Genomic DNA, 25,430 nt, shown 5'->3' with positions numbered 1-25,430 from the left:
CTTAGCTAAAATACCCGTCCAGGTATTCCTTCGTCAATTTCTCTTTCGGATTGCTGAAGAATTCGGCCGCCGGTCCTGCCTCAATTACCTCGCCCAGGTACATAAATATTACGTAGTCGGCTATTCGCCTTGCCTGCCGAAGTGTATGAGTAACCAGTACTATTGAATACTGATCTTTCAGTTTTACGAATAATTCTTCAATTTTTTTGCTCGAAATCGGATCGAGTGCCGAAGTTGCTTCGTCGCCCAGGATAATCTCGGGTTTAACGGCCAACCCACGCGCCATGCAAAGCCGCTGCTGTTGCCCAATCGACAAACTGGTTGCCGGTGATTTTAACCTGTCTTTCACCTCGTCCCACAACCCGGCCTCTTTCAGGTATTTTTCGACCATGATATTTAGCGTTTTCTTTCTCCTGATCCCATGAATGCGAGGACCATAGGCAATATTATCGAAGATTGACATCGGTAGCGGGCATGGCCGTTGAGACAGTAATCCCATTTTCTTCCGGATGTTTTCAACCTCCACGCCTTTCCCGTGAATGTTTTCGCCGTCAACCAGCACATCGCCTTCAATCCTTACGTCCAGCGAGTTTTGCAGCAGACGGTTAAAGGTCTTTAGCAAAGTGGTTTTTCCACACCCTGAAGGCCCGATGATACAAGTAATTGCCTTATCAGGAATATCCAGATTGACATTTTTCAGGATGTGGTTTTTGGTCAGATAAACATTCAGGTTACGGACACTGATATGTGGTTTGTGGGCTTTCAAAATTAAATCACCATCTGCCTTATCCTGTGTTTCTCTCTTGACCTTCATTTTTTCGGTGGGTGAATCAACGAATTTTTCAACCCGAAGCAAATTCTGTATCATATCTTGTTTTTTGAAAATTTACGACTGTAAAAACGTGCGGCAACACTCAGCAGCAGAACAATAAAGGTCAGGATAAGTGCGGCTGCATAAGCCCTGTCCTGAACTTCAGCTATCGGACTGCTGAGTTGGAAAAAGATAGCCAGCGGCAAAGTAGCCACCGGTTGAGAGAGGGAAGTTGGAATACTGTCGGTATATCCGGCGGTAAACAGCACTGAAGCTGCATCTCCAATGCCGCGGCCAACTGAAAGAAGCACGGCAGTGACTATTCCGGGGGCAACCTGCCGCAAAATGGGTTTGATCATTTCGGAACGGGTGGCGCCCAGCGAAAGTGCCGCATCTTTCATTTCTTTGGGGACACGCCGCAGTACCTCGTCAATGGAGCGAATCAGAATCGGAATAATCAGGATGGTTACCGTGAGGATACCTGCAAGTAACGACGACCGCAAACCCAAATAAACCATCAGGGTAAAGCCAAAAGCGCCATAAACGATGGATGGAATCCCGAACAAAACATCGAACGACAGGCGTGTAAACTGCGCCAACCGCGACTTTTCAGGAAGGTAAAGGTTGATGTATAAAACAATCGGCAAGCTAAAGCTAAGTCCAAGCGAAATAGAACCGATAACAATATACAACGACCCAACTATAGCGTTGAGCAAACCGCCTTCCTTGCCGATGTAAAATCCCCCGCCTGGTATTTTCGAGACCATGTCCCAGCTCATGGCTGGCAATCCTCTTTTAACGATGGCGACAATAATCATGAACAGCGAGATCACAATGACCAGCGTTGCCGCTATCATAAGTGCTTTGAAAATCTTTTCTTCTATTCTTTTTATTCGTACATGTTTCATAAAGCGAAGTTCCTTTCTATTCGGATTAAAACTAGTCGTGAAATGGCGTTGAATGCCAGGATGATGACAAATAAAAGCAATGCCGAGAGCATCAATGCCGCGTCGTACATCGGTATCGACATCATTTCCCCGTAATTGTTGGCAATGAGTGCAGGCAGTGGGTAGGCCGGATCGAATACCGAGTGGGGTACTTCCGAAACGTTTCCGCAAACCATCAGAACCGCTATGGTTTCGCCAAAAGCACGCGAAATGGCTAAAACCACGGCGGCAGCCAATCCCGGAAACGATTTACGAAGTACCACTTTTTTAATGGTTTGCCAGGTGGTAGCGCCCAACGAAAGCGAAGCTTCGCGCAGTCCGCCGGGCAACGCATCGAAGATTTCAATAAAAACCGAAATCATCAGTGGGATGATCATGATAGCCAGTACAATTCCTCCGGCCAAAATGCTATATCCGGTCGAGAACTCGACAAAATGAGGAGCCAGGGAAGTCGAAATAAAGGGAACCACGACCAAAATCCCCCAAACGCCATAAACTACCGGCGGTATTCCGGCGAGTACATCAATCATCGGGAAAACGATCTTTTTTACATACGGATGGGCATATTCCGAAAGGTAAATGGCAGCCAACAGGCAAAGGGGCAACGAAATAATGATCGCGATGCCTGTCACCCACAAAGTTCCCATGATGAAAGGGTAAAAACCAAATTCACCTTTTAGCGGCTTCCAGCTTTCGCCCGTTAAAAGAGTCCATAAGGACTGCTGATCTAAAATCGGGACCGATTTATAATACAGGCTGATGCCGATGATCACTGCAAACGACAAAGAGATCAGTGTCAGGAAAAGCATGCTGTGCCGTATCAGAAATTCCCTTGTTTGGCGGTATTTGTTGTATCGTATTTTATCCATAAATCTTGATTTAAATGGCCAACCTCTTTTAAAACCTAAACCCGGCAGGCTTTTCATCCTGTCAGGTTCCGATTTGCTGCGAAAAGCCAGCAAGTCAAATTAATATTTGTGTCTCCCTTTATTTTACTTTCTCTAATCCGGCATCAAGTTTTTCCTTCGAAATAATAATATAACCGCTTTCCAAAACATATTTCTGCCCTTCGGTGAGCGACCATTTGATGAATTCAACCAGTTCCTTTTTTACTGGTTTTCCAGAAGTCACAAAATACAGGTCGCGTGCCGGTGGTGAAGGATATTTACCTGTAGCAATCGCGTTGACGATGGCATCCATCGTGTCGTAAAAATTCTCATCCGGGTCAATCTTCCCATTGTTGTTAATGTCGAGCGGAAGCACCTTGATCCCCGGATTTGGTTTCTTGGTCTTTGCGTCGTAGGCATAGCCTATGTTGTTGTAGGCAATTCCTGAAGGGTCTTTGGAAACGGCCTGGGCTAAGCCGGGGTCACCAAAAACACCTACCCCCAGAAGGTCTTCCTGTTTTTTTCCCAGATATTTGGCCCAGGTTTCACCTGCCCCACAAGCATCGGAGCGGGTGTAAATCCGTATTGGCACTGCACTTTTTGTACCGATAGCCTGACCCCATGTTTTCGCCTTTCCGGTAATGAACACGTTAACTGCGGCATCGTGATCCAAACCGTTTGCCAGAATGTCTTTAATGTTTGGATTTGCAGCACTCACCGTCGGGACTACCGCATCTTTGGTTACGGCAATAGCAAACGCGCCTTTCTTTACTTCCTCAGGACTGATTTCGCGAGATACTAAACCGATATCGACCATCTTCGCCAATGCATCGGTCATTCCTTTTCCGGCGCCACCTGCCGAAATATCGAACTTCACATTGGGGTGAAGTTTCCTGAACTCTTCGGCCCATTTTACGGTGAGCGGATACAACGCAAATGCCCCTGAAATACTGATATTTCCTTTTAAATCGTCTTTGGCCTGGCCAACCACTTTCACCGAAGAAAGCGAAGTAATTACCAAAAGGGCAAAGAGATAAGATGTAATTTTTTTCATTGTATGTTGTGTTTTTAGTGACTGATTAAAATCCGATCTGAAGTTGAACGTTGGCAAAATTGTTGTCGATGCTTGTGCCTTCTTCCTGTTTGATAGAATAGTTGAACTGCAATTTGGTATTGGCATTGAAATTATAATTGGCGCCCAGCACATACCAGGTCGAAGCATTATCGGGTTTTGACTTGTCGGTGTCGTAGAAATCGTATTTGGCTACCAACTGTACTTTTTTCTGAAAGAAGTAATATCCGCCCAAAACATAGTACCCTTCACGTTCAGTCTGATCGTCTTTTCCGGAAATATATTCGCTGCGTAATGAAAAGTTTTTTAGGTCATAGCTAAGGTCGAGCCCAAAACGGTCGCGGTTAACTGTTTTTGAAGGAGTTGTAACTACCGTACCTGTTTTTACTTCAGGCACAAACCGCGACCCATCGTAATAGGCAGCGCTAATGTCGAGACCAACCACCGGGTGGACAATCAATCGGGCTGCAATGTCTTTGCCTTCATTATTATCAACAGTATTGATGCCCGCACCATTATAAACACCCAACCGGTAATCAATCACTGGTCGATCTTTCAGTTTCAGGATTGTGCCACCAAGTAAGATTCCAATGTCACGGCCATTTTGGTTTCCTCCAACATCTTTTCCGCGAGCAACCAAAGCTTCAACTGCCTGCGACCGGTCTATTAGTTCCAGTTTGGTTGAACTTGCAAGATTTTCGAGCGAAAACGGGATTTTAGCCTGACCAATCGTGAAGTTGAAATAGTCGTTCAGCTTCAGTTCGGCGTAAGCATCGATTAGTTTAGGAGTTCCGGCCAGATCGAATTGTAAGCGATAGCCCCAATAAGGAGAAAAAGTCCCTTTTAAATCAACACGTGCACGGCGAATATCAAAACCATCAATCTTACCTGTTTCTTCCAGCGCCTGATAACGAACTTGGGTATATCCGGCAACCGTGATTTTCTTGGCCGCATTAATAGGGAACGCTTTTACTTTGGCCAAATTTGTCTGAGAAGCAATGGCAGCTTCTGCGCGGATTGAATCAGCATCTTTTTGCGAAACCACATTCTTTTGAATTAATAAATTCAAAACATCGTCGGTTGATTGTGATTTTGCACTGAAAACCAAACCTCCCCAAACCACTATTATTAAAAGTATTCTTTTCATCTTATTATATTGTCGATTGATTTACTGTATAATTCTCAAAGTTTTATTTTGTCTGTTTTTAAATTAAACCCGACAGTCAAAAATACTTACTCAGCGAATGATTGATGAATAAGTTTCAATTGAATAATTCAGACCTGAAAATGAAATTTAATAGCACGAAACATTAAATATTTCATGTTTATAAAGTCTGAAGAATAAAGATTCCGGGAAGGAACCCGGAACCTTCAGCAATTGATTAAAAGAACCTTAATATATTTCCAACTAAACTTTTCTTCTCTTTCACTTCAACTTCAGGCTTTCTGTTTATTTCTGACAGGTGTTTTACACTGGTAAATGCCTGTGCCAAATCCTGAATAATATCCTCAACATGTTCGATACCAACAGACAGGCGAACCAAACCCGGAATAACTCCGGCTGAAACCTGTGCTTCTGCTGATAACTGCTGGTGTGTTGTGGATGCCGGATGGATGATCAGCGATTTAGCATCGCCTACATTGGCCAGGTGACTGATCAACTTCAGGTTGTTGATGAACTCATCGGCTGCCTCTTTTCCGCCGTCAATCAGGAATGAAAGCACTCCGCCATAACCAATTTTCAAATATTTTTTAGCCAATGTGTGATACGGACTGGAGGCCAACCCTGGGTAATTCACTTTTCTGACTTGTGCATGCCCATTGAGCCAATCAGCGATGATCTGTGCATTCTGCACATGTCTTTCAACCCGCAACGACAATGTTTCAAGACCTTGAATCAGCAAAAAGGCATTGAACGGACTTAGCGCAGTTCCGTAATCGCGCAAACCCTCAACACGGGCGCGGATGATAAATGCGATATTGCCAAAAGGACCGTTGGCTCCGAACACATCCCAGAAAACCAGACCGTGATAGCCTTCTGAAGGTTCGGTAAACTGCGGAAACTTGCCGTTTGCCCAATTGAAATTACCAGCATCCGTAATTACACCGCCAATGCTTGTTCCGTGGCCGCCAATCCATTTGGTTGCTGATTCAACCACGATATTGGCACCATGTTCGATTGGACGGAAAAGATAACCTCCGGCGCCGAAAGTATTGTCAACAACCAGCGGAATATCGTGCTTTTTGGCAATAGCAGCAATGGCATCAAAATCAGGTACATTAAATTCGGGATTACCGATGGTTTCCAGATAAATGGCCTTAGTTTTTTCGTCAATGGCTTTCTCAAAATCAGCCGGATTATCGCCATCCACAAATTTTACCTGAATTCCGAGTCGTTTGAACTGAACTTTAAACTGGTTGTATGTTCCGCCATAGACATACGAAGTGGAAACAAAATTATCGCCGTTCTGCAAAATATTGGTAAGCGCAATAAACTGGGCCGCCTGGCCAGACGAAACGGCCAACGAAGCCACACCACCTTCGAGCGCAGCAATGCGTTTCTCGAATACATCGGTGGTCGGGTTTCCGATACGGGTATAAATATTGCCAAATTCTTTCAGGCCAAACAGATTGGCTGCATGATCGGCATTATTGAAAACATACGATGATGTTTGATAAATTGGAACTGCCCTTGAATTGGTTGTTGGGTCTACCTCTTGTCCTGCATGAAGTTGCAGCGTTTCGAATTTTAGTTTTTGTGTTGTCATGATTATAGATTTTTGAGTGATTACTAACGATTGATTATTTGTAAAAGGCTCTTGTATAAGTATTTAGCCTGACAGAAAAGAAAGGATTAGCTTTCAATTCGCGTTGTAAAAAATGATGATAAGGATTGGGGCGCTGTACGTGCTTTTAGCAGCACATTCGCATTCGGGAAGCCGAAGGGTAAATCTGGCAACAACAACATGATCCGGCAGTAAGATTGCCAGCACCGTTTATCCGGAGGAAATATGGATTAGATATTTGTTGTGTTGCTTTCATTTTTTTGTTTTGTTCAATGACATTGCAAAGATTGTCATGAAATTGATTGTATGAAATACCTTGTTTCAGGTAATTTATATACCACAAAATAGGTATGGGATCAAGGATTGTATTCTAAATCAGATATGTTCTCCTACATAACTATTCTCCTTCATCCAGCGATAAATGGCGTATTGAACAAACGACAGTTCTTCAGAATCGGGTGAAGTATGTACTTTATTGGTGAATTGACTCCAGGCAGCACGAGCTGTTGAATTTTCATTCGCAAAAACCAACGAAAGTGGATGTGGAAAATTTCCAGATGATTTAAACCGGGATATTCCTTTTGGACTAAAGAACAGGTAACCATCAAAAGCCCGGCTGGCCAATTCTTCAATCTTATTCAATGGTTGTTCAATATATTGAATCTGTTGCCGGTGAAGCCATTGACGTGTTTTATCCGACAATTCTTCTCCTATGAAAAATACTGGATGTTTCATATGTCTGTTATTAAATGTTTTACAAAGATGTGGTAGATGATGGTTACATCAAATACCCTTTTCCGGGTAATTTATATACCACAAAATAGGTATGTAGACGGAAGAACGGAGACGAAAAAGGGAAATTAAGTCAGATTGGGTTTGGGCAGCTTGTATTGGCGAAGATGAAGAATCACTTACAAAAAAATACACGTACATTCCGCAATATACGAGTATTTCAGAAATTGGAACAGACTGGTTGGGTCGAACCTGTAATCTTTGAAAATCTATTATTCAGCCACTAACTGATCAATCAGGGCGTTGAATTCGGTTTTAAATTCTTCGTAGAATTTTCCGGTTGCCGGGCCGCTGAATCCGGAATGAACTTTCCGGACATTTCCCTTTTTATCGATGAAAATGGTTGTTGGGAAAGAAGCTATGCCGTTTAACTGAGGTAATGCTTTGGACGCTGATTCTGTTCCGGATTGTCCGGCGAAAAGGATTTCATATTCAATACCCAAGCGGGTTTTCAGGGCAGTCAGCGATTTTTTTGCTGATTCAAAATCGTTCTTCCGTTCAAAGCCTAAGCCGATAATTTCAACTCCACGCTTCTTGTTTTGTTTGTACCATTCGGATAGAAATTTGTTTTCGTCAAGGCAATTGGGGCACCAGCTTCCCAGAATAGTGACAATGACCACTTTGCCTTTGTAAGCAGGATCGGACAACGAAATCTTTTTCCCATCCAGGTTTGGAAACGAAAATGCTACGGAAGTATATCCTTTTTTCAGGTACGAAACATTGTAAGCATCAGGCAGGGCGGCTTTGGCATTGCGTTTTCCTTCGAGCTTGGTTGTTTTCCTCGGAGTAAAAAATTCGCCCGTGAACGTGTTGTTGTCAGCAAATTCTCCTTTTAATAAATATGGAGTTGAACCTCCGAAAGCTGATAATTCAAATTTTTTACCGTGAATTGCGCCTTCAAAGAAACGATAGTCGCCGGTAGTGGTCAATATTGATCCGGTTAGCAACGATTTCTTCTGATCGAATACTCCGACGGTTTTATCAGCGCTTTCTCCGCTGCCAATGGTGATATCCCACGTTCCGGAGAGCGAAACAGAAGGGGTTTCGGTACTTTCAGGAAATCGGGGCAACTTTCCATATTCGGCTTTAAAAGGTACACCGGCATCAGGTTTTGCAGCACTTAGCTTAATTAACCTTCCATCTAATGAATTCTCTGTTAATTTGGCTTTCAACACCGCATCGTAAAGGTCAATTGGGATGAAAACCGAATCATTTCGGTACGTGATGTTATTGAGTTGGAAACGGTCTTCTCCATTAATCAAAAACACAGTTGTCTTTTCGGCGCTCGTGCCTTTAACTTCAAAAACAAATGGAATTTCGTTTTCAGGAACTGTAAAAACACCTCTCCACAATCCCTCTTTCATGTTCTTGGGGCTTTGCTGAAATGAAGTAAGTCCCAGCAGAACGAAAAACAGAACAATCAAATTTGTCCATTTTAAATTACTCATATCGAAATATTTAAATAGATTAAACCGCAAATTTACAATCACATATGTTGATAATTTTGCCCGGAAAATTACTTCTCCGGGCAAGCTAAACCCAATAAAATCACATGTTTGAAAAATACGCTTTTTTAGTTCACGTCAAACCAAAGTTTAATGGTTAGTGCGTCGGCACCCTGACGTGCAACCGCTGCTTTATAATTTTTAAGATTCAGCGATTGCTCGCTTCCGGGATAGATATACCGCACCGGGATTTTACCATCGAGTGTTCCGGCAACCGCAGGCGGCAATTGCGGATAATCCAGACGGCGCCATTCAGCAAAAGCTTCCAGCCCCTGACCAAACAGAGCAATCCATTTTTGCACACCAATCGATTGCTTGTAATTTGCACTGTTGTATTTTACTGATGGTTGCGCCAGATAGGCATTTACCACATCATCGCTCGTAATTCCGAACTGTTTCAACGAAGCTTTAATGGCCTGATTATACAATGTTTCGGCATTTTCAGTAGTAAAACCTCTTGCAGCGGCTTCTGCCCGTCCGAACAATACTTCAGCAGTACTTAAAATAACTCCCGGCGTTTGAGGACTGGTAAAATATGTTCCGATTTTCGAAGTTTTAGAAAATCCCAAGGCGCTTGCAGCACTGGTGGTTAAACCGTTGGGAACACCAATGTAAATTTCAGGAGTGGCAGTTTCTGTTTTATTGGCGAACACTGGCAACCTCGGATCGTTCAGGCTTTTTAATGTTTCAACAATGCTTTTACTTACCCGGTAATCGTCGCGGGTTTCGAAAAACAGAGCAATCGGATTCTGGTTTGGAGAGGTCAAATAAACCAATTGGGCTGTTTCTCCGTCACCAATCAGATCGGCCACCGGAATTTCGGCAATGGCTTGTTTCGCTACTTCAGGTTCCTTGTCAGCAATCCGCAAGGCAATGCGATAGCGGAGCGAGTTGGCAAACTTCTTCCATTTGGTTAGGTTTCCTGAATAAATGACATCGCCGCTAATTGCTTTTTTTGTTGGATCGATCAACGCAACAGCGGTTTTCAGATCGTTCAGTAACCCGTGATAAACATCTTTCTGTGCGTCGTAGGCAGGCGTGATGTATTCGTTGATATTGATTGCCTGGCTGTATGGAATATCTCCGTAGGCGTCGGTCAAAAGCAAAAATACCCATGAGCGAAAGATGGTTGCAACTGCTTTGTAATTGGGCTGGTTTTCGGTTTCGCCAATCTTAATAATTTCAGCCAAATCCCTCAATCCCTGAGAATAGAAACTCTTCCACGGACTCTCGAAAGTGGTGTTCGATGCAATATACCGGTCAATTTCGGTGTACTGAATTTTGGCAACATGCTGGGCGAAAAGAAGCGTGCCATCGAGGTTATTCGTTGTTCCCCAATAAGTGTCAACGCTCGATTTGATTGCATTAGTCAGCAGATAATCGGGTTGCGCTATCTGTGCTTCGTTCGGATTTTTATTGGTATCCAGAAGATCTTGTACACACGAAGTCAGTGCTGCGGTGGCAAGAAGAGCTAAAAAAATATTTTTGATTTTCATTTTCTGCGATTTTTAAAATTAGAAATTGAGGTTCAAACTAAACCCATAGCTTCGGGTCGATGGCAATTGAAGGCTTTCCAAGCCCTGTCCATTTCCTGTATTCAGCGCCGTTTCGGGATCGATGTGCGGTGCATTCTTGTGAATAATCCAAAGATCGCGGCCAAGCAAAGCTACATTTGCCGACTGTAATCCAATGGCTTTTATCCATTTTGAAGGCAGGTTGTAACCCAGGCTTATTTCCCGGAATTTCACAAACGATGCGTCAAAAACACTCGACTCATTAATCGTCCTGAAAGTTTTCCAGTACGACTGGGCCGGAAGGATTGTAGTATTTTGGGTTCCGTCAGCTTTTACGCCATCAAAAATAACCCCGTCGTGGTAAACAACTTCGCTATTTGGAGCTGCCGTTGTGTGTGAGGCAAGCTGAACCGGAAGTTGAGTTTTTACATTGTTTGGATAATAATAAGCTAAACCACCATTTTCTTCATCTCTTCCGCGTAAAGTTTCGGCTAAGACGCCGGTATAAGTACCGGTAGATTGTGTTCCGTTATAGATTGAACCACCAATTTTAGCATCAATCAGAAAACTCAGGCTGAAGTTTTTATACGTGAAAGTATTCGTAATCCCTGCAATCCAATCGGGCTGAAAAGAACCAAAGTATTTGTTGTTTGGATCAGTGTCAGGGGCGCCATTTGCTTTGACCAGAATTTCGCCTTTGTCATTCCGTTTGTAAGCGGTTCCGAACAACGATCCGTAAGGTTGGCCAATGGCGGCCAGAACTGAAAGGCTACCCGATTGTGCAATTCTATAGGCTGTAAGCAATCCTTCTTTGTCGAGTTCAAGAACTTCACTTTTGTTGGTCGAGAAGTTAGCCACCACATCCCATGTCAACCCGTTTGAAATCTTTACCGGCGAGAAGCTTAACTGAACTTCGAACCCCTGGTTGTTGATTTTTCCGGCGTTTAATAATTTTGAAACATATCCGGTTGACGGGCTGACATCAACATTCAATATCTGATCGTAACTATTGGTGTTGTAATAGCTCAAATCTACACGGACATTGTTATTGAACAACCCAATTTCAGCTCCAATTTCTGATGAAGTTGTGGTTTCAGGTTTCAAATTGGCATTCAGCGATGCGTTTGTAACTGTCAACTGCGGATTGCTGCCGAAAGGCGCATTAAACGGATAAGTGTCGATAAGCTGGTAAGGATTCGAATCTTTCCCCACCTTCGACCAGCCACCTCTGATTTTCAGGAATGAAAGCTGACTGCTTTCGATGTTGAGAAATTTTGAAACCAACACACTGGCATTGACTGAAGGATAAAAATAGGAGTTGTTGCCTTCGGGTAAAGTTGATGACCAGTCGTTGCGTGCGGTTAAGTTTAAGAACGCATAGTCTCTGAAATTGGCTTGCCCTGATGCAAAAACACTGTTTTTCTTTTGTTTGCTGTAATAGCTTGATGAGACAAGAGGATCGCGCGAATTGGCCAGCGTATAAACATCTCTCACTGCAAGCTTTGGCGCACTCTGATTATTTTCCTCATAGTATTTCGACAAAAGGTTGCTGCCACCAAGAACATCGACTGTAAAGTCAGTAGTTATTTTTTTATTGTAATTCAGTGTAAACTCAATATTCCGTTCGTTCACGGTATATCCAATTTCCTGATAAGATCCGTAAGGCGTACCATTCGTTCCGTAAGCGATTTTAATTTTACGACGGTCGTTGTAATAATCGTTTCCGATACGGAAGTTTGCCGTGAAATCTTTCAGGAACTTGTAATTCAGATTTACATTTCCAAAGATTCGGTCACGGCGTTGCGAAACCGTATTCTCATTGGCAATGAAAAAGAGATTGCTGTAATAGCTATTGTTCCAGTTCACCAAATTACCATTGGCATCCCGGTAATTTTTCAGTTGGTTAACGTCGACCTGACGGCCAAACCAAGCAAACTGAAGCATTGAACTTGTAGCCCTTCGTCCAAAAACACCGGGTAAATTACCTGCGTCGGTGTTGATGTAATTGGCGCTGGTACTCAGTACCAGCTCAGGTAAAATTTTATAACTGCTGTTGATCCCGAAAGTGTTTTTTCCCAAATCGGTGTTCGGTAAAGTTCCGGTTTGGCTGGTATTGTTATACGAGAAGCGGAAATCAAATTTGTTATCAGCTCCGGAAATCGAAACTCCGTTACTAAGTGTGTGACCGGTTTCAAAGAAGTCGCGCACATTATTTGGATGGGCAACCCATGGCACTGCAACACCGTTCGAAAAGAATTGAGGAATCAGTCGGCCATCAAGTTTCGGGCCCCAACTTTCGTCAACGCCGTCATTTACACCACCGCCTTTTCCATCAACATACGAAAAAGTTCCACCAGAACCTTGTCCGTAACCGTTTTGATAGCTTGGAAGGGTTAAAACACTTTCGAACGTGTTTTTTGAATAGACATTCACGCCCAACTTCTTTTGACCTTTACCGGTTTTGGTTTTGATCAGGATAACACCGCTGGCAGCCCTTGAACCATAAAGCGCAGCTGCATTCGGCCCTTTCAATACGCTAATACTTTCAATGTCTTCACTACTGATATCAGAGATCGCATTGGCAAAATCGCGTGAGGCATCAGATGTGGTGAATTGGGAATTGTCGACCGGAACGCCATCCACAATAAAAAGTGGTTGGTTATTGCCTGAGATTGAAGTTTCGCCACGAATAATAATTCTCGATGATCCAAGGTTCCCCTGGCTGTTGGTAACCTGCACTCCGGCAATTTTGCCTGAAAGTGAATTAACCAGGTTCGCTTCGGGCACTGCTGTAATTGTTTCAGATTTAATCTCCTGAACTGAATATCCCAGCGACTTTTTTTCTTTGTTGATTCCGAGCGCAGTTACAACAACTTCGTTTAACTGGTTGAGGTTCTCTCCCAATTCGATTTCTAAAAACGAATCATCATGAACAACAAATGATTTGGAGTCAAAGCCAATAAATGAAACTACAAGGACATTCCCTGCATTCAACTTCAAATTGAACTGACCATCGGCATCAGTTACCACTCCTGAAGTTGTTCCCTTCTTGACAATACTTGCTCCAACCAGAGGAGAGTGATCATCATTGGAACGCACAACTCCTTTGAGCTGTATTTCCTGGGCAATACTGCTAAGCGACAGCAGCACACAGAAAAAAAGAATAATAAATTTAAATTGATTTTTCATCGTTATGAATTTTTGTGGGTTGATAATACATTGCTGAATCTGTCAGGTTTAACTACCTGGTAGATTTAATTTTGATAGACTTTCAAATGAAAATGCCTATGATTTAAACCGGATGACTAGCTTAACTATTTCAAAAAGTGATTGTAATAAATGCAAGCAGCACTTAGCTGAAGCACATTCGCATTCGGGAAGTAAATGGACAGCAGCAACAGCAACTATTCAGCATGAATAATGAAGTTGATATTCGGTAAGTATTGTGTTTGTTGGATACTTTCATTTCTTTAACATTAATTAACAATGCAAAAATGAGCATCACTGTTTGATTATTCAATACCACGGAATAGGTAGATTTTATAACTATTTTATGGTATATACAGTATTGGTGAGTCTAAAAGTCTTGAACCAGAGAAAGGAGAATAAGAATAAGTGATGAGGAGAATTGAATTCATAGACAGTTATCTGCCTATTTTCTAAATATAGTATTCGATGTTATCGATCCAACCCGATTTGATGGCATGGATGATCAATTCGGAGGCATTGGAAACGCCCAATTTACGGAAGATGTTTTTCCGATGAGTATTTACCGTATGAAAGCTAATGCATTTATTATGAGCGATCTCCTTGGTGGTTCTTCCACTGGCAATCAGCCTGACGATTTCGATTTCGGAGCTGGTCAACTGCACACCTTCTTCGATTATCGGTTTGTTTTCGCCTTGCTCCAGAATCATGTCGAGTATTTCTTCGGCAAAATATTTCTTTCCCTTTAGAGCTGCATCAACAGCCGCAAAGATCTCGTCCCTGTCTGACGTTTTATAAATGATGTTTTTGATCCCAATTTTAGACAACTCGTTAAATTCAGCTTTGTTGATTGAATTAGTCAAAACTAAAACCGCTAAATCCGGAAACTTTTGTTTGATCTTTTGAAGGTCATCAACACTATCAAAATCGAATAGGGCAAAGTCTGTAATCAGCAGTTGAAAGGATTCCTTTTCCAGAACTTTATGCAGCTCATTGCACGAACTCACAATTTCAATGATTGAAAACCGCTCGTCATTCTCCAATAACGATTTCAAAGCTTCAACCACTAAAAACTGTGTATCCGCAATTATTATTTTATTTCCCGAATTGCTCATATATTTCGTTAAGTCACAAAAGTAGATTTTAAAATTAAATCTATATGGCCAAATGTATTTATAAACTCCATTAACTGATAGGTATTTAGATGATTATTTATAGGCCATACCATTAAAAATTTAATACTTTCCGGAGAACAAATAGGTGAAAATACTGAACTCCATTTAAAATACGTCTTAATACGAATATATTGTCAATTGACTTAGTGTACTTTTACTTTTGCGCTAATAATCCATTCATCTTCAAAATCCCAGGCTATGCTTTTAAGTGAAACCAAGCAGGAATATTCATGGTTCAGAAGAATTTCCTCTCAGTTTATTTCTGAAAAAGACTTTGATAAACTCGAAAAAACTTCGGTTAAACTCACTTTTAAAAAAGGGGAACCCATTTTGAAACAGGGTGGGATGCCATCTCATGTGGTTTATCTTGAAAAGGGAATTGTCAAGTTCAATTACGAGAATGAGACAAGTAAAAATCTTATCCTGACTATTGTTTCGGCACCAAAGATTTTGGGAGGAGCCAACCTGTTTTACAAAGACAATAACCTGTTTTCGCTCATCGCGGTTGAAGATTGTGAGGTTATCATGATTGATTCCAAAGTGATTGAAGGGGTTTTGATGGATAATTCGAAATTCGCCATGATGATGTTTCAGGTGGCCTCCGAGATGTTCAAAAAGTCGGTCATGAATTTTATCAGCCTGGCGCACAAGCAAAAAGAAGGGCGAATCGCCGACATCATTTTGTATCTGGCCGAAGAAGTTTACCATAGCAATTCGTTTCTCCTTTCACTAACCCGAAAAGAAATTGCCGAATTTGCCGGTTGCTCCACCGAAAATGTGATCATGACTTTATCGAAATGGCAGAATGAGAAAATCGTATCTTTAGAGGGAAAAACCATTGAGATCAATGACATAGATAAATTAAAGTATATCAGTAAAATAGGATAGCATGCTGACACAAAAAACAAGATATTCGATGCTGGCAATGGTTCGGCTCGCGAAAGAATTTGGAAAAGGAACCCTGATGATCAACGAAATAGCCGAGAGTGAGCGAATTCCAAAAAGGTTCCTCGAATCAATTTTGCTTGAACTTAAGAAGAACGGATATTTAAGTTCTAAGCTTGGTAAAAATGGAGGCTATTTCCTGATAAAAAATCCAAAAGATGTCAATTTACTCGAAATTGTCAGGCTTTTTGAAGGCAGCATCGCCTTGCTAAAATGTACTTCCGAAAAATACTACGAACCCTGTGAACATTGTAAAGATGAGGCAAACTGTGCAGTGCGCGGAACATTTAAAGATATCCGTGAATACACTTTCAACAAACTGGCAAGTACATCATTGGATATGCTCACGACAGGGGTTAAAGCTCTATAAATGAGCTGATAATTACTTATATTTATATGGATGAAACATGTTTCTCTGAAAGAAATTTAATATTTATTCTCTGCCCGCCACATTCAATTTCACTACATTTTTGCCAATAATTACCAATGCTGGCATATTCGGTTTTTTGCTTTCAATCACCTGTGCAATATTTTCCAGAGTGCCTTCAATGAAATAAGCATCGGGTTGTGAAACTTTGCTTAAAATCTGAACGCTGGTATCTCCTGAAATGGATTGTTCGATTAATCGGGTGGATAATCGGATCAGTTTGTTCAAGCCCATATAAATAATGATTGGAGAGCCGGATTTCAAAACAGAAACAAAAGTGTCTATATCCAGGAATTCCCCTTCGCTGTAATGCCCGGTTCCAAATAGTACCATGCTGTTTTTGCCCCGTTCGGTGAGCGGTATCCCGTATAACGAAGCCGCTGCAAGTGCAGACGTAACGCCGGGAATAACTTCATAGTTCAACTTGTTCTCGATGCAAAACCTGATTTCTTCAGCTCCCCGGCCAAAAATCATCGGATCGCCCGATTTCAGCCGGACAACCCTTTGTCCTTTTTCTGACAAATCAATCAGCAATTGGTTGATCCATTCCTGTCTTCCGGTTTGATTTTGGCCGTCCTGATAAATTTTGCCCACATAAACCCGTTCTACATCAGGTTTGGCAAGATTTAAAATTTCATCGCTCACCAAGGCATCATGCAGGATGATGTCGGCTTCCTGAATTCGTTTCAGCGCTTTGACTGTTAATAATTCAGGGTCGCCCGGCCCGGCGCCAACAATGGAGATTAACGAGTGCATAAAGATTTTAGATATGTTCCCCTTTATAATGATTCTCCTTCATCCATCGGAAAATCGAATATTGCACAAACGACAGTTCTTCCGAATCGGGAGAGGTATGTACTTTGTTTGTAAAGTGTGTCCAGGCCGCACGTGCAGTGGTGTTTTGGTTAGCAAAAACCAACGAGTTTGGAAGTGGAAAGTTTCCGGATGATTTAAACATGTTAATACCTAAAGGACTGAAAAATAAATAGCCATCGAAAGCTCCCGTTATCATATTTTCAATCTTTTGTAAAGGCTGTTCAATGTATTGAATCTGTTGCATGTGAAGCCATTGTCGCGTTTTATCCGACAATTCTTCGCCTATAAAAAAGGTTGGCTTTTCCATGATTTTATTTTCTATATAATCTGTATTTCTTCTTTTTCAACCTCACCACCCCTTATCCTGAAAGATTTCACATCTGGTAATTTTGCAGCCAGTGAAACAATCACATAACTGATATTCGGATCGAAAGCCAGCCGGATATCTTCCTGCGAAGGTCGGGCTGGTGTTTCGGGATGACTGTGGTAATTGGCCAAAATCTCCAAACCCAATTTCCGTGCTTCACGCACCACCTGAAACTGCTCTTTCGGATCAAACGAAAAATGCTCGTTGCTGTGGTCAATGTTTGTTAGCCTGAAATGTTTGACAACTTGGCTATTGGTACCAGCCAGATAACCACAAACTTCTTCAGGCAAGCCCGTTTTGGCGTGGTCAAAAAGATCATTAATAATTTGTTGCGGTATTTGGAGCATGGCCTAAAATGTTATTTCTGAATGAGGACTTTATGTACCACGCCTTCAACATGCGATACCTCCAACACATTAAATCCTTGTTCGCGTGAACTTTTCGGAACATTTTCGAGCGGCTCGCCTTCAGTGAGTAAAACTTCCAATACATCACCAGCATTTAGTTTTGACAGTTGGATCTTGGTTTTAACAAAAGTCATCGGGCAATGCTCACGTGTAATATCTAATTTGAAAGTAACCATATTGAATTGATTTTAAATTAAATGAATATCGTTCTTCCACCTTCAGATAATTCGAGGAAAGTAGCAACGCCAAGCACTCCTTTTACTTCATGAATAAAGTCGCTCTTTTCAAGTCCAAGGATGTGCATGGCCATTTCGCAGGCGTATAAATTTATTTCCAAGGCCTTGGCGGCTTCAACCAGTTCTTCAAGAGTAGCAACGTTTTTCTTTCGCATCAGGTAGCGGAATATCTTTGGACTAAGCCCCAGAAAGTTCAACCGGCTGACAGGTGCACTGCGTAAACCACCCATGAAAAAACCAAACAACTTACCCAGAAAACCTTTTCCGACAAAAGCACGTCCTTGTTTCTTCTTTATGGCATCGAGTCCCCAGAAAGTAAAGAAAATATTCACTTCGTAGCCCACTGCCGCAGCGCCGGTTGCCAAAGTGAAAGTCGCCACCAGCTTGTCAAAGTCTCCGCTGAAACTAATGAGAGAAAGCTTCTTTTGCGCTTTCGACTGATTTTCTGATGTTAATTCCGGGATTTCCATAATTTAATGTTTGCTTTTTATTTCACAGGTTGCCTGTTCGTAATCAATCAGTTCTGTGATGGTTGGATGGTCGCCACAAACTGCACATCGACGATTGTGTTTCACTTTAATAGTGCGGAACTCCATTGTTTTGGCATTGAAAGTAAGCAACCGGTTGGTCAGCAAATCGCCAACTCCGGTCAGGTATTTAAGTACTTCAGCAGCCTGAATGGTTCCCAGCATACCGGCAATGGCCCCTAAAACGCCAGCCTGCGAACAGGTGGGTACGGCATTGGGTGGCGGTGGTGAATGGAAAACACAACGATAACAGGCGGTTCCTGGTAAAACGGTAATGGTTTGCCCCTCAAAACGTAATATTCCTCCGTGCGAGAATGGTTTTCCGGCCTGAACGCAAGCATCGTTGATCAGGAATTTCACCGGGAAATTATCGGTTCCATCCACCACAAAATCGTAATCTTTGATGATGTCCGAAGCATTGCTTGCTGTTAAAAGATCGTAGTAGGGAATCACCTTTACATCAGGATTAAGCTGATTAATTTTCTCTTTTGCCGAAAGTACTTTAGCTTTGTTCACATCAGCCGTGAAATGAATGACCTGGCGTTGCAGGTTCGACAAATCGACCACGTCGCCATCGATGATGCCAATGGTGCCAACGCCAGCTGCAGCAAGGTAAAGGGCAACCGGAGCCCCCAAACCTCCGGCACCCACAATCAATACCTTCCCCTTATTAATTCTTTCCTGTCCTTCCACACCTACATCCTGAAGGATAATGTGACGGCTGTATCGTTGTATTTGATCTTCAGTAAAATCCATGATGTTTATTTACTATTTAAATAATCTGCCATTTACTATTTTAACGGTAAATAGTAAATGTTTAAATCGTCAATTAATTTGAACCTCCGCCCATGAAATAAAGAAAATCAACTTCATCGCCATCGTATATAAGTGTCGAGTTGAAATTTTCTCGCGGTAAAAATTCGCCGTTTACCTGTATCGAAACCATTTCGGGCTGTGCCACATCGTTTTTCTTAATCAATTCGATCAAAGAGATAGGTACTTCCACCTCCTGCTCATTACCATTTACCTGAATCTTTGCCATTTTTTACGGTTATTTTAAATTATCAAATCACATTGTTTTATCAAAAACGGGCTTCTGAACTTCACCTTTTTTCTCAACCTGATAAAGCCCGGTAGAAAGGTATCGTTCTCCTGTATCGGGAAGTATAACTACGATACGTTTATCTTTATTTTCAGGGCGTTTTGCAACCTGAATGGCTGCATAAACAGCTGCTCCGGAAGAGACTCCCGCCAGTAAACCTTCGGTTCGGGCAAGTTCGTTACTTATTTCATAAGCTTCTTCGTTTTTTACCCTGAAAATTTCATCGAACACATTGACATTAAGTACTCCCGGAATAAATCCAGCCCCGATACCTTGTATTTTATGTGGTCCAAACCTACCACCTGAAAGTACAGGAGAGTCAGCCGGTTCAACTGCTACGACCTTTATTTCAGGATTTTTTTCCTTTAATATTTCAGCAACTCCGGTGATGGTTCCTCCTGTCCCGACACCGGCAATGAAAATATCAACGAGTCCGTCAGTATCATTCCAAATTTCCAGAGCGGTTGTTCGCCGGTGGATGGCCGGATTCGCATAATTGCTGAATTGCTGCGGAATAAAGACCTTTGGAAACGTATTTTTTAATTCGGTTGCCTTGCGAATAGCGCCGCTCATTCCTTCATGGCCGGAGCTAAGAACAATTTCTGCACCAAGCGCTTTCAGTATATTTCGCCTTTCGATGCTCATTGAGTCGGGCATTACCAGTATGAGCCGGTATCCTTTCGAAGCTGCAACAAGTGCGAGGGCAATACCGGTATTTCCGCTGGTTGGCTCTATTACAACCGTATTTTTATCAATCCAGCCCTGCTTTTCAGCAACATCTATCAGTGCAAACCCTATCCGGTCTTTTACACTACGGCCTGGATTAAACGATTCGAGTTTGGCTATAATTTTGGCTTCCAGACTAAACTTTCGCTCAATCTTTTTAAGTTCCAAAAGAGGAGTATTCCCAATCAAATCGGTTATGCTTTTTGCAATTTTCGCCATGATTCTGACTGATATAAATAGTGTTGTTATTAAATGCGAAGGTGGTTAGATAAATGGTATGCCCAAATCCCATGAATAGGGCATTTTGCATACCATAAACGTGGTATATTACCCGATACGCATAGGACCGTTAGGAACTATAAACCAACAAAGGCGATGCCCTCTTTGGGATTAATAAAATCTAATTGGAATGTACTGCAGCCGGTTCTTCAAACTGGTAAAGGATAGTTGACAGGTACCTTTCACCAGTATCAGGAAGGATAACCACAATTGTTTTTCCTTTATTCTCGGGACGTTTGGCAACCTGCAAAGCTGCATAAGCCGCTGCACCCGATGATATCCCAACCAACAATCCTTCAGAGCGGGCCAGTTGACGGCTGGTAGCAAAAGCGTTTTCATTGCTGACCGTGATAACTTCATCAATCACCGAACGGTTCAACACATCGGGAATAAAACCTGCGCCAATGCCCTGTATTTTGTGCGGACCTGGATTTCCACCTGAAATGACCGGTGAATCGGCTGGCTCAACAGCAATGATTTGAACAGACGGCTTACTTTCCTTTAGGATTTCGCCCACGCCAGTAATCGTTCCGCCAGTCCCAATTCCTGAAACAAAAATATCAACCTCACCGTCGGTGTCGTTCCATATTTCTATTCCAGTTGTTTTGCGGTGTATTTCGGGATTTGCAGGGTTTTTAAACTGCTGGGGTATGAATGAGTTGGGAGTACTTTCTGCCAGTTCAACTGCTTTGGCAATTGCCCCTTTCATTCCTAGAGGTCCGGGTGTCAAAACCAATTCAGCGCCAAGGGCTTTGAGCAGGTTTCGGCGTTCGACACTAAAGGTTTCAGGCATGGTAAGGATTAAACGGTATCCTTTTGCAGCGGCAACCAACGCTAAGGCAATCCCTGTATTTCCACTGGTTGGCTCAATAATTACCGAATCGGATTTGAGTATGCCATTTGCTTCGGCATCTTCGATCATGGCCTTGCCAATGCGGTCTTTTACACTTCCGCCTGGGTTAAAATATTCCAATTTGGCAATCAGTCTGGATTCAATCTGATGCTGACTGCTAAAATTGGAAAGCTCCAACAATGGAGTGTTACCAATTAAGTCTGTTAACTTTTCTGCAATTTTTGTCATGGTGTATCTTTTTGTTTTATGTAAATCATTAAATATTAAATCTATTGTTTCCGGATCAAAACCGACCAAAAATTTTCAGTCTTTTTCTCTTCCAGAACATGATGTCCTTCGTTACGGACCGAACCCGGCACGTTTTTAATCGGGGCGCCGTCATCCAAAAGGATTTCAAGCAGTTCACCGCTTTTCATGGTCGATAATTCAATTTTTGTCTTCACAAAATTCATTGGACAGGCCACTCCGCGAAAATCTTTAAAACGCTTTCCTGATGGGATTTCAGCCTCTGGTTTGTTCACTTTCTGAACTTCATTTTGTGCCTTAAACTGAAGCGAATCGTCCATGTTGTTATATAAATCAATAACCGAGGTTGCCAGGTCATAAACAATAGCCCGGTGTTTTACAAATGAAGCTTCAGGATTTGTCAATGCCAGCTTAACTACCGGTTCAAATTCCTGACTGATATGTCCTTCGAGTATAAACGACTGGATAAATGAAGTAAAAATTTCTTCGCGGTTACTCGGCTCTATTCCACGGGTAACGAGCAACATCCTTGAAGCATGATATACAATACCATAAAGCGATTTGTTGATCAATTCCTGATCGTTAGTGTGTTCAATGCCTTTTTGAATATCCAAAATGGCATCTCGGTCGAAATCAATCATATCAAACATACCTGCTGAACATTCGGCAGCGCCTTTCCCTGTGAGCGTGAAAATCTCCTCGGCTCCCCAGTCGAAATAGTAGTTTTTATCATCCCCGAATGATGGAATAGTTTCAAAGCTGGTCAACAGCTCTTCCACATCAGTTTTTCCTTCGCGGTCGAGGTAATCGTTAAAATCAGAAAAATGTGATTTTTTTACGCTCCATTTTTCTAAGAGTTGTGTTGTAAATTGAGGCAAGTCACGGGAGTTGATTTCGCCATATTTCGATGCCAGCCGGGCTCTGTTGTCGCCAGTCTGCCCTCCTGCAACCACATAGTAAGCCGGATAAAGACGGTCGTTGCGCGAGGCTTTTCCATAGAAACCAAGCTGCGCGATGCTGTGCTGCCCGCAAGAGTTGGGGCATCCAGATAAATTGACATTGATGTCACTCAACTCATCCAACTGGGCTTCAGAAATGCCAGACAATGATTTTTTGATTGCCGACGATGCGCCTCTCGAAAGACAAATTCCCAACCGGCAGGTATCCGCACCGGCACAGGCAACCAGCGAATTCAGGATTCGGGGCAGATCAACTTCCACGCCCAAATCGTTCAATTCCTGATACAAGGATTCCAGCAACTGTCCGGGAATATTTCGCAACAGAATGTTTTGCCGCATGGTAAACCGGATCACATCTTCGCCAAGCGGGGCAAGGAATTCAGCCAACCGGATAAATGTTTCTGTTTTGACCATTCCCTGATTGAATGGCACTTCAACGGAATAAAGTCCGCTTTGATTTTGTTCTTTGACATATCGTTTTAACCATTTTCCGAACAATTTGCTTTCAGAATTATAGTCAATCACCTGACCTTCTTTTAGTGATTGATGAACTTCAGGAAGCTCCAATTCATACTTGCCTTCAGCTTTCAGACGGTTAAATATTTCATAGAAAAGCTCGAAAACCCGTTCTTCGCCCAGTTTGTAAAAGATGTAACGGATGCGTGCTTTGTGGCGGTTTCGGCGGTTGCCATGTTCCGAGAACAAAACTTTCAGCGCTTCGCCTACATAAAGCAGGTCGGTTGCTGGAACAAAATCCGACAGTTTAAATCCGGCTGTTGGTTTTGAACCCAATCCACCGCCAATATATACTTTGAAACCCTTTTCTCCTGAACGGATGGTGGCAATTAAGCCCAAATCGCTGAAGGTGGCGTTAGCATTGTCCGAATCGTTTCCGGCGAATGCAATTTTATATTTACGAGGTAACGACCACGAATCCGATTCGGCAATCAGGGTGTTAGTCAATGACAGAGCATACGGCGTAACATTAAAAATTTCATCTTTTGCGATACCGGCATCTTCCGAAGCCATGATGTTGCGTACTGTATTTCCGCCACCACCTCGCGATGACAAGCCCAATCGGTACAATTGCTCCAAAATTCCGGGAGCCTGTTCCAACTTAACGTTATGCAACTGAATCTCCTGACGGGTAGTAATGTGAATAGGTTCAGTCCCCTCTTTTTGGGCCAGAAGTGCAACTTCTTTCAATTGGGTGGGCGTAATCATACCGGCAGCACAGCGCACACGAACCATAAAAGTACCGTTTACACGTTGCTCGTAAATGCCCATCGGCACACGAATGGCTTTGAATTTTACGGCTTCAATTTCACCGTTCCTAAAATCGTGCACATGCTTTGCAAATGCACTGATTTCGCTTTTCAGGGAATCAGGGATTTTATACATTTTGGTTTTTTTATGTATCTATACCGACGAGTACAAATACCCAGCAAAGTTGCAATCCTTAAATTTTCAATCAAATACCACAAATTAGGTATATGGCATACCATAAGTGAGGTAGTAGCTAATTCCATCGGAAGTGGTGTATAATTGTTAGTGGCAAGGCAATACAACCCAACAACCTTAAAGTCGCAGAATTTTAGGTTGCTGTATTTAAGCAGTTGCTAAAATAAACAAATTAACTACCTTTGTGCTTATGAACAACAATTCTTGCATAAGACAACAAGCGGACATTAAACAAATAAACCGTTGCAAAGAAAGAGTATCAGAACTCAACGGTTCGTTTGAATATTTATCAAGCGGACTTGAATTGGCAGGTAATAACGTTAGATTGAAAATTCTCTTCCTACTTTATGAAGAAAAACGACTTTGTGTTTGTGACATAAGCGACATTCTCTGCATGACAATTTCGGCTATTTCTCAACACTTGCGAAAACTCAAAGACCGAAAACTTATTAAAACAGAGCGTGAAGCACAAACAATTTTTTACTCATTAACAGGAGATTACGAAAAGATGCTCAAACCTTTATTCAAAATTTATATTGAAGATAAAATCTTGAAAACAATATGAAAACAGACAATAAATTAATCGGTACGGGACTTTTGACAGCAATTGCTGCTTCACTTTGTTGCATAACGCCAGTTTTGGCTCTCATTGCAGGAACAAGTGGACTTGTGTCTACTTTCTCTTGGCTTGAACCTTTCAGACCGTATTTTATTGGTTTGACAATTTTAGTTCTTGGTTTTGCTTGGTATCAAAAATTGAAACCCCAAGAACAAATCGACTGCAACTGTAAAACAGAAGAAAAACCAAAATTCATTCAAAAAAAAACATTTTTAGGAATTGTTACAGTATTTGCAATTATTATGCTTGCCTTTCCATTCTATTCAAATGTTTTCTATACAAAGACCGAAAAGAAAATCATTTTGGTTGACAAATCAAATATTCAGAAAGTTGAGTTTTCAATTAGCGGAATGACTTGTAACAGTTGTTCGGAACACGTTAATCACGAAGTGAACAAATTGGCAGGAATAATAAATTCAAATGCTTCTTATGACAACGGAAACGCAATCGTAGAGTTTGATAATTCCAAAACAAACATTACCGAAATTGAAAAAGCAATTAATTCAACAGGTTATTCAGTAACCGATAAAAAAGAAAATTAAAATGGAAATCATACCAAATTCAGTAATCACTTGCCCAAACTGCGGACACAAGAAAGAAGAAATAATGCCGACAGACGCTTGCCAATATTTTTACGAATGTGAAAACTGCAAGACCGTTTTAAAACCAATTCAAGGCGACTGCTGTGTTTATTGCAGTTACGGTTCAGTAAAATGTCCTTCAATTCAAGAGAAAAAAAATTGTTGCTAGCAAGACAAAAAAAA

General features: G+C 41.9%; 26 protein-coding genes. 5 read left to right on the top strand and 21 right to left on the bottom strand.

The window, feature by feature from the left end:
• Nucleotide 1 precedes the first annotated feature (1 nt).
• The 11 genes from AQPE_RS19100 to AQPE_RS19050 all read right to left on the bottom strand — a co-directional run bounded on the left by AQPE_RS19100 (nt 2) and on the right by AQPE_RS19050 (nt 14,636).
• The gene (locus tag AQPE_RS19100; protein ID WP_318348096.1) at nt 2-868 is read right to left on the bottom strand and encodes a phosphate ABC transporter ATP-binding protein; all 867 of its coding nucleotides are present in this window, start codon (nt 866-868) and stop codon (nt 2-4) included.
• A complete protein-coding gene (gene pstA / locus AQPE_RS19095; protein WP_318348095.1) occupies nt 865-1,719 on the bottom strand; it encodes a phosphate ABC transporter permease PstA in 855 nt (284 codons plus the stop codon). The genes AQPE_RS19100 and pstA overlap by 4 nt, the downstream gene beginning before the upstream one ends.
• Nucleotides 1,716-2,627: a phosphate ABC transporter permease subunit PstC gene (pstC, locus tag AQPE_RS19090; RefSeq protein ID WP_318348094.1), complete on the bottom strand. Its 912-nt coding sequence runs from the start codon at nt 2,625-2,627 to the stop codon at nt 1,716-1,718. Before pstC ends, pstA begins: the two co-directional genes overlap by 4 nt.
• Before the next feature lie 118 nt (nt 2,628-2,745).
• Nucleotides 2,746-3,699: a PstS family phosphate ABC transporter substrate-binding protein gene (locus AQPE_RS19085; protein WP_318348093.1), complete on the bottom strand. Its 954-nt coding sequence runs from the start codon at nt 3,697-3,699 to the stop codon at nt 2,746-2,748.
• A gap of 25 nt (nt 3,700-3,724) precedes the next feature.
• Nucleotides 3,725-4,864, bottom strand: a complete 1,140-nt coding sequence (locus AQPE_RS19080; protein ID WP_318348092.1) for a porin — start codon at nt 4,862-4,864, stop codon at nt 3,725-3,727.
• 235 nt (nt 4,865-5,099) lie between these two features.
• Complete coding sequence (locus AQPE_RS19075) at nt 5,100-6,485, bottom strand: O-acetylhomoserine aminocarboxypropyltransferase/cysteine synthase family protein (RefSeq protein ID WP_318348091.1); 1,386 nt, start codon at nt 6,483-6,485, stop codon at nt 5,100-5,102.
• A 393-nt stretch (nt 6,486-6,878) separates the two neighbouring features.
• On the bottom strand, nt 6,879-7,238 hold the full coding sequence (locus AQPE_RS19070) for a hypothetical protein (RefSeq protein ID WP_318348090.1): 360 nt from the start codon (nt 7,236-7,238) through the stop codon (nt 6,879-6,881).
• 269 nt (nt 7,239-7,507) lie between these two features.
• A complete protein-coding gene (locus AQPE_RS19065; protein ID WP_318348089.1) occupies nt 7,508-8,743 on the bottom strand; it encodes a peroxiredoxin family protein in 1,236 nt (411 codons plus the stop codon).
• A gap of 125 nt (nt 8,744-8,868) precedes the next feature.
• Nucleotides 8,869-10,296: a SusD/RagB family nutrient-binding outer membrane lipoprotein gene (locus AQPE_RS19060; protein ID WP_318348088.1), complete on the bottom strand. Its 1,428-nt coding sequence runs from the start codon at nt 10,294-10,296 to the stop codon at nt 8,869-8,871.
• Between the two features lie 18 nt (nt 10,297-10,314).
• Nucleotides 10,315-13,503 (bottom strand): SusC/RagA family TonB-linked outer membrane protein, encoded by a 3,189-nt coding sequence (locus AQPE_RS19055; RefSeq protein WP_318348087.1) that lies wholly within the window; start codon nt 13,501-13,503, stop codon nt 10,315-10,317.
• Between the two features lie 470 nt (nt 13,504-13,973).
• Nucleotides 13,974-14,636 (bottom strand): LuxR C-terminal-related transcriptional regulator, encoded by a 663-nt coding sequence (locus tag AQPE_RS19050; RefSeq protein WP_318348086.1) that lies wholly within the window; start codon nt 14,634-14,636, stop codon nt 13,974-13,976.
• 258 nt (nt 14,637-14,894) lie between these two features.
• On the opposite strand from AQPE_RS19050, the gene AQPE_RS19045 reads away from it, so the two are divergent.
• Nucleotides 14,895-15,584 carry a Crp/Fnr family transcriptional regulator gene (locus AQPE_RS19045; RefSeq protein WP_318348085.1) on the top strand — a complete coding sequence of 230 codons (690 nt, stop codon included), beginning with the start codon at nt 14,895-14,897 and terminating at the stop codon, nt 15,582-15,584.
• Between the two features lies 1 nt (nt 15,585).
• The gene (locus AQPE_RS19040) at nt 15,586-16,011 is read left to right on the top strand and encodes an RrF2 family transcriptional regulator (protein WP_318348084.1); all 426 of its coding nucleotides are present in this window, start codon (nt 15,586-15,588) and stop codon (nt 16,009-16,011) included.
• A 63-nt stretch (nt 16,012-16,074) separates the two neighbouring features.
• Here AQPE_RS19040 and cobA read toward each other — a convergent pair whose 3' ends face one another.
• The 10 genes from cobA to AQPE_RS18990 all read right to left on the bottom strand — a co-directional run bounded on the left by cobA (nt 16,075) and on the right by AQPE_RS18990 (nt 23,987).
• A complete protein-coding gene (gene cobA, locus AQPE_RS19035; protein WP_318348083.1) occupies nt 16,075-16,824 on the bottom strand; it encodes a uroporphyrinogen-III C-methyltransferase in 750 nt (249 codons plus the stop codon).
• 7 nt (nt 16,825-16,831) lie between these two features.
• Nucleotides 16,832-17,191 (bottom strand): hypothetical protein, encoded by a 360-nt coding sequence (locus tag AQPE_RS19030; protein ID WP_318348082.1) that lies wholly within the window; start codon nt 17,189-17,191, stop codon nt 16,832-16,834.
• Between the two features lie 11 nt (nt 17,192-17,202).
• Nucleotides 17,203-17,598: a M67 family metallopeptidase gene (locus AQPE_RS19025; RefSeq protein ID WP_318348081.1), complete on the bottom strand. Its 396-nt coding sequence runs from the start codon at nt 17,596-17,598 to the stop codon at nt 17,203-17,205.
• 11 nt (nt 17,599-17,609) lie between these two features.
• Nucleotides 17,610-17,834: a sulfurtransferase TusA family protein gene (locus AQPE_RS19020; RefSeq protein WP_318348080.1), complete on the bottom strand. Its 225-nt coding sequence runs from the start codon at nt 17,832-17,834 to the stop codon at nt 17,610-17,612.
• A 17-nt stretch (nt 17,835-17,851) separates the two neighbouring features.
• Complete coding sequence (locus tag AQPE_RS19015; protein WP_318348079.1) at nt 17,852-18,364, bottom strand: DsrE/DsrF/DrsH-like family protein; 513 nt, start codon at nt 18,362-18,364, stop codon at nt 17,852-17,854.
• A 3-nt stretch (nt 18,365-18,367) separates the two neighbouring features.
• The gene (locus tag AQPE_RS19010) at nt 18,368-19,177 is read right to left on the bottom strand and encodes a HesA/MoeB/ThiF family protein (RefSeq protein ID WP_318348078.1); all 810 of its coding nucleotides are present in this window, start codon (nt 19,175-19,177) and stop codon (nt 18,368-18,370) included.
• A gap of 73 nt (nt 19,178-19,250) precedes the next feature.
• Complete coding sequence (gene thiS, locus AQPE_RS19005) at nt 19,251-19,463, bottom strand: sulfur carrier protein ThiS (protein WP_318348077.1); 213 nt, start codon at nt 19,461-19,463, stop codon at nt 19,251-19,253.
• 27 nt (nt 19,464-19,490) lie between these two features.
• Nucleotides 19,491-20,468, bottom strand: a complete 978-nt coding sequence (gene cysK / locus AQPE_RS19000) for a cysteine synthase A (RefSeq protein ID WP_318348076.1) — start codon at nt 20,466-20,468, stop codon at nt 19,491-19,493.
• A gap of 181 nt (nt 20,469-20,649) precedes the next feature.
• Nucleotides 20,650-21,609 (bottom strand): cysteine synthase A, encoded by a 960-nt coding sequence (gene cysK, locus AQPE_RS18995; RefSeq protein WP_318348075.1) that lies wholly within the window; start codon nt 21,607-21,609, stop codon nt 20,650-20,652.
• 41 nt (nt 21,610-21,650) lie between these two features.
• Nucleotides 21,651-23,987 (bottom strand): sulfurtransferase TusA family protein, encoded by a 2,337-nt coding sequence (locus AQPE_RS18990; protein WP_318348074.1) that lies wholly within the window; start codon nt 23,985-23,987, stop codon nt 21,651-21,653.
• Between the two features lie 250 nt (nt 23,988-24,237).
• Here AQPE_RS18990 and AQPE_RS18985 point away from each other — a divergent pair, with 250 nt between their 5' ends.
• From AQPE_RS18985 to AQPE_RS18975, 3 genes are read left to right on the top strand one after another with little or no spacing between them, the layout of a single operon-like run.
• Nucleotides 24,238-24,612: an ArsR/SmtB family transcription factor gene (locus tag AQPE_RS18985; RefSeq protein ID WP_318348073.1), complete on the top strand. Its 375-nt coding sequence runs from the start codon at nt 24,238-24,240 to the stop codon at nt 24,610-24,612.
• Nucleotides 24,609-25,208 carry a mercuric transport protein MerTP gene (gene merTP, locus AQPE_RS18980; RefSeq protein WP_318348072.1) on the top strand — a complete coding sequence of 200 codons (600 nt, stop codon included), beginning with the start codon at nt 24,609-24,611 and terminating at the stop codon, nt 25,206-25,208. Before AQPE_RS18985 ends, merTP begins: the two co-directional genes overlap by 4 nt.
• Before the next feature lies 1 nt (nt 25,209).
• Nucleotides 25,210-25,416: a GDCCVxC domain-containing (seleno)protein gene (locus AQPE_RS18975; RefSeq protein ID WP_318348071.1), complete on the top strand. Its 207-nt coding sequence runs from the start codon at nt 25,210-25,212 to the stop codon at nt 25,414-25,416.
• Nucleotides 25,417-25,430: the final 14 nt, after the last annotated feature.

Origin of the sequence: Aquipluma nitroreducens, from assembly GCF_009689585.1 — a bacterium.
GTDB classification, from domain to species: domain Bacteria; phylum Bacteroidota; class Bacteroidia; order Bacteroidales; family Prolixibacteraceae; genus Aquipluma; species Aquipluma nitroreducens.
The sequence above is the reverse complement of the archived record's forward strand: the minus strand, read 5'-3'. Positions and strand labels throughout refer to the sequence as shown.

Excerpts from the sequence above, each read along its gene's own strand:
- AQPE_RS19100 (WP_318348096.1), bottom strand. The coding sequence starts at position 868 with ATGATACAGAATTTGCTTCGGGTTGAAAAATTCGTTGATTCACCCACC.
- pstA (WP_318348095.1), bottom strand. The coding sequence starts at position 1,719 with ATGAAACATGTACGAATAAAAAGAATAGAAGAAAAGATTTTCAAAGCA.
- pstC (WP_318348094.1), bottom strand. The coding sequence starts at position 2,627 with ATGGATAAAATACGATACAACAAATACCGCCAAACAAGGGAATTTCTG.
- AQPE_RS19085 (WP_318348093.1), bottom strand. The coding sequence starts at position 3,699 with ATGAAAAAAATTACATCTTATCTCTTTGCCCTTTTGGTAATTACTTCG.
- AQPE_RS19080 (WP_318348092.1), bottom strand. The coding sequence starts at position 4,864 with ATGAAAAGAATACTTTTAATAATAGTGGTTTGGGGAGGTTTGGTTTTC.
- AQPE_RS19075 (WP_318348091.1), bottom strand. The coding sequence starts at position 6,485 with ATGACAACACAAAAACTAAAATTCGAAACGCTGCAACTTCATGCAGGA.
- AQPE_RS19070 (WP_318348090.1), bottom strand. The coding sequence starts at position 7,238 with ATGAAACATCCAGTATTTTTCATAGGAGAAGAATTGTCGGATAAAACA.
- AQPE_RS19065 (WP_318348089.1), bottom strand. The coding sequence starts at position 8,743 with ATGAGTAATTTAAAATGGACAAATTTGATTGTTCTGTTTTTCGTTCTG.
- AQPE_RS19060 (WP_318348088.1), bottom strand. The coding sequence starts at position 10,296 with ATGAAAATCAAAAATATTTTTTTAGCTCTTCTTGCCACCGCAGCACTG.
- AQPE_RS19055 (WP_318348087.1), bottom strand. The coding sequence starts at position 13,503 with ATGAAAAATCAATTTAAATTTATTATTCTTTTTTTCTGTGTGCTGCTG.
- AQPE_RS19050 (WP_318348086.1), bottom strand. The coding sequence starts at position 14,636 with ATGAGCAATTCGGGAAATAAAATAATAATTGCGGATACACAGTTTTTA.
- AQPE_RS19045 (WP_318348085.1), top strand. The coding sequence starts at position 14,895 with ATGCTTTTAAGTGAAACCAAGCAGGAATATTCATGGTTCAGAAGAATT.
- AQPE_RS19040 (WP_318348084.1), top strand. The coding sequence starts at position 15,586 with ATGCTGACACAAAAAACAAGATATTCGATGCTGGCAATGGTTCGGCTC.
- cobA (WP_318348083.1), bottom strand. The coding sequence starts at position 16,824 with ATGCACTCGTTAATCTCCATTGTTGGCGCCGGGCCGGGCGACCCTGAA.
- AQPE_RS19030 (WP_318348082.1), bottom strand. The coding sequence starts at position 17,191 with ATGGAAAAGCCAACCTTTTTTATAGGCGAAGAATTGTCGGATAAAACG.
- AQPE_RS19025 (WP_318348081.1), bottom strand. The coding sequence starts at position 17,598 with ATGCTCCAAATACCGCAACAAATTATTAATGATCTTTTTGACCACGCC.
- AQPE_RS19020 (WP_318348080.1), bottom strand. The coding sequence starts at position 17,834 with ATGGTTACTTTCAAATTAGATATTACACGTGAGCATTGCCCGATGACT.
- AQPE_RS19015 (WP_318348079.1), bottom strand. The coding sequence starts at position 18,364 with ATGGAAATCCCGGAATTAACATCAGAAAATCAGTCGAAAGCGCAAAAG.
- AQPE_RS19010 (WP_318348078.1), bottom strand. The coding sequence starts at position 19,177 with ATGGATTTTACTGAAGATCAAATACAACGATACAGCCGTCACATTATC.
- thiS (WP_318348077.1), bottom strand. The coding sequence starts at position 19,463 with ATGGCAAAGATTCAGGTAAATGGTAATGAGCAGGAGGTGGAAGTACCT.
- cysK (WP_318348076.1), bottom strand. The coding sequence starts at position 20,468 with ATGGCGAAAATTGCAAAAAGCATAACCGATTTGATTGGGAATACTCCT.
- cysK (WP_318348075.1), bottom strand. The coding sequence starts at position 21,609 with ATGACAAAAATTGCAGAAAAGTTAACAGACTTAATTGGTAACACTCCA.
- AQPE_RS18990 (WP_318348074.1), bottom strand. The coding sequence starts at position 23,987 with ATGTATAAAATCCCTGATTCCCTGAAAAGCGAAATCAGTGCATTTGCA.
- AQPE_RS18985 (WP_318348073.1), top strand. The coding sequence starts at position 24,238 with ATGAACAACAATTCTTGCATAAGACAACAAGCGGACATTAAACAAATA.
- merTP (WP_318348072.1), top strand. The coding sequence starts at position 24,609 with ATGAAAACAGACAATAAATTAATCGGTACGGGACTTTTGACAGCAATT.
- AQPE_RS18975 (WP_318348071.1), top strand. The coding sequence starts at position 25,210 with ATGGAAATCATACCAAATTCAGTAATCACTTGCCCAAACTGCGGACAC.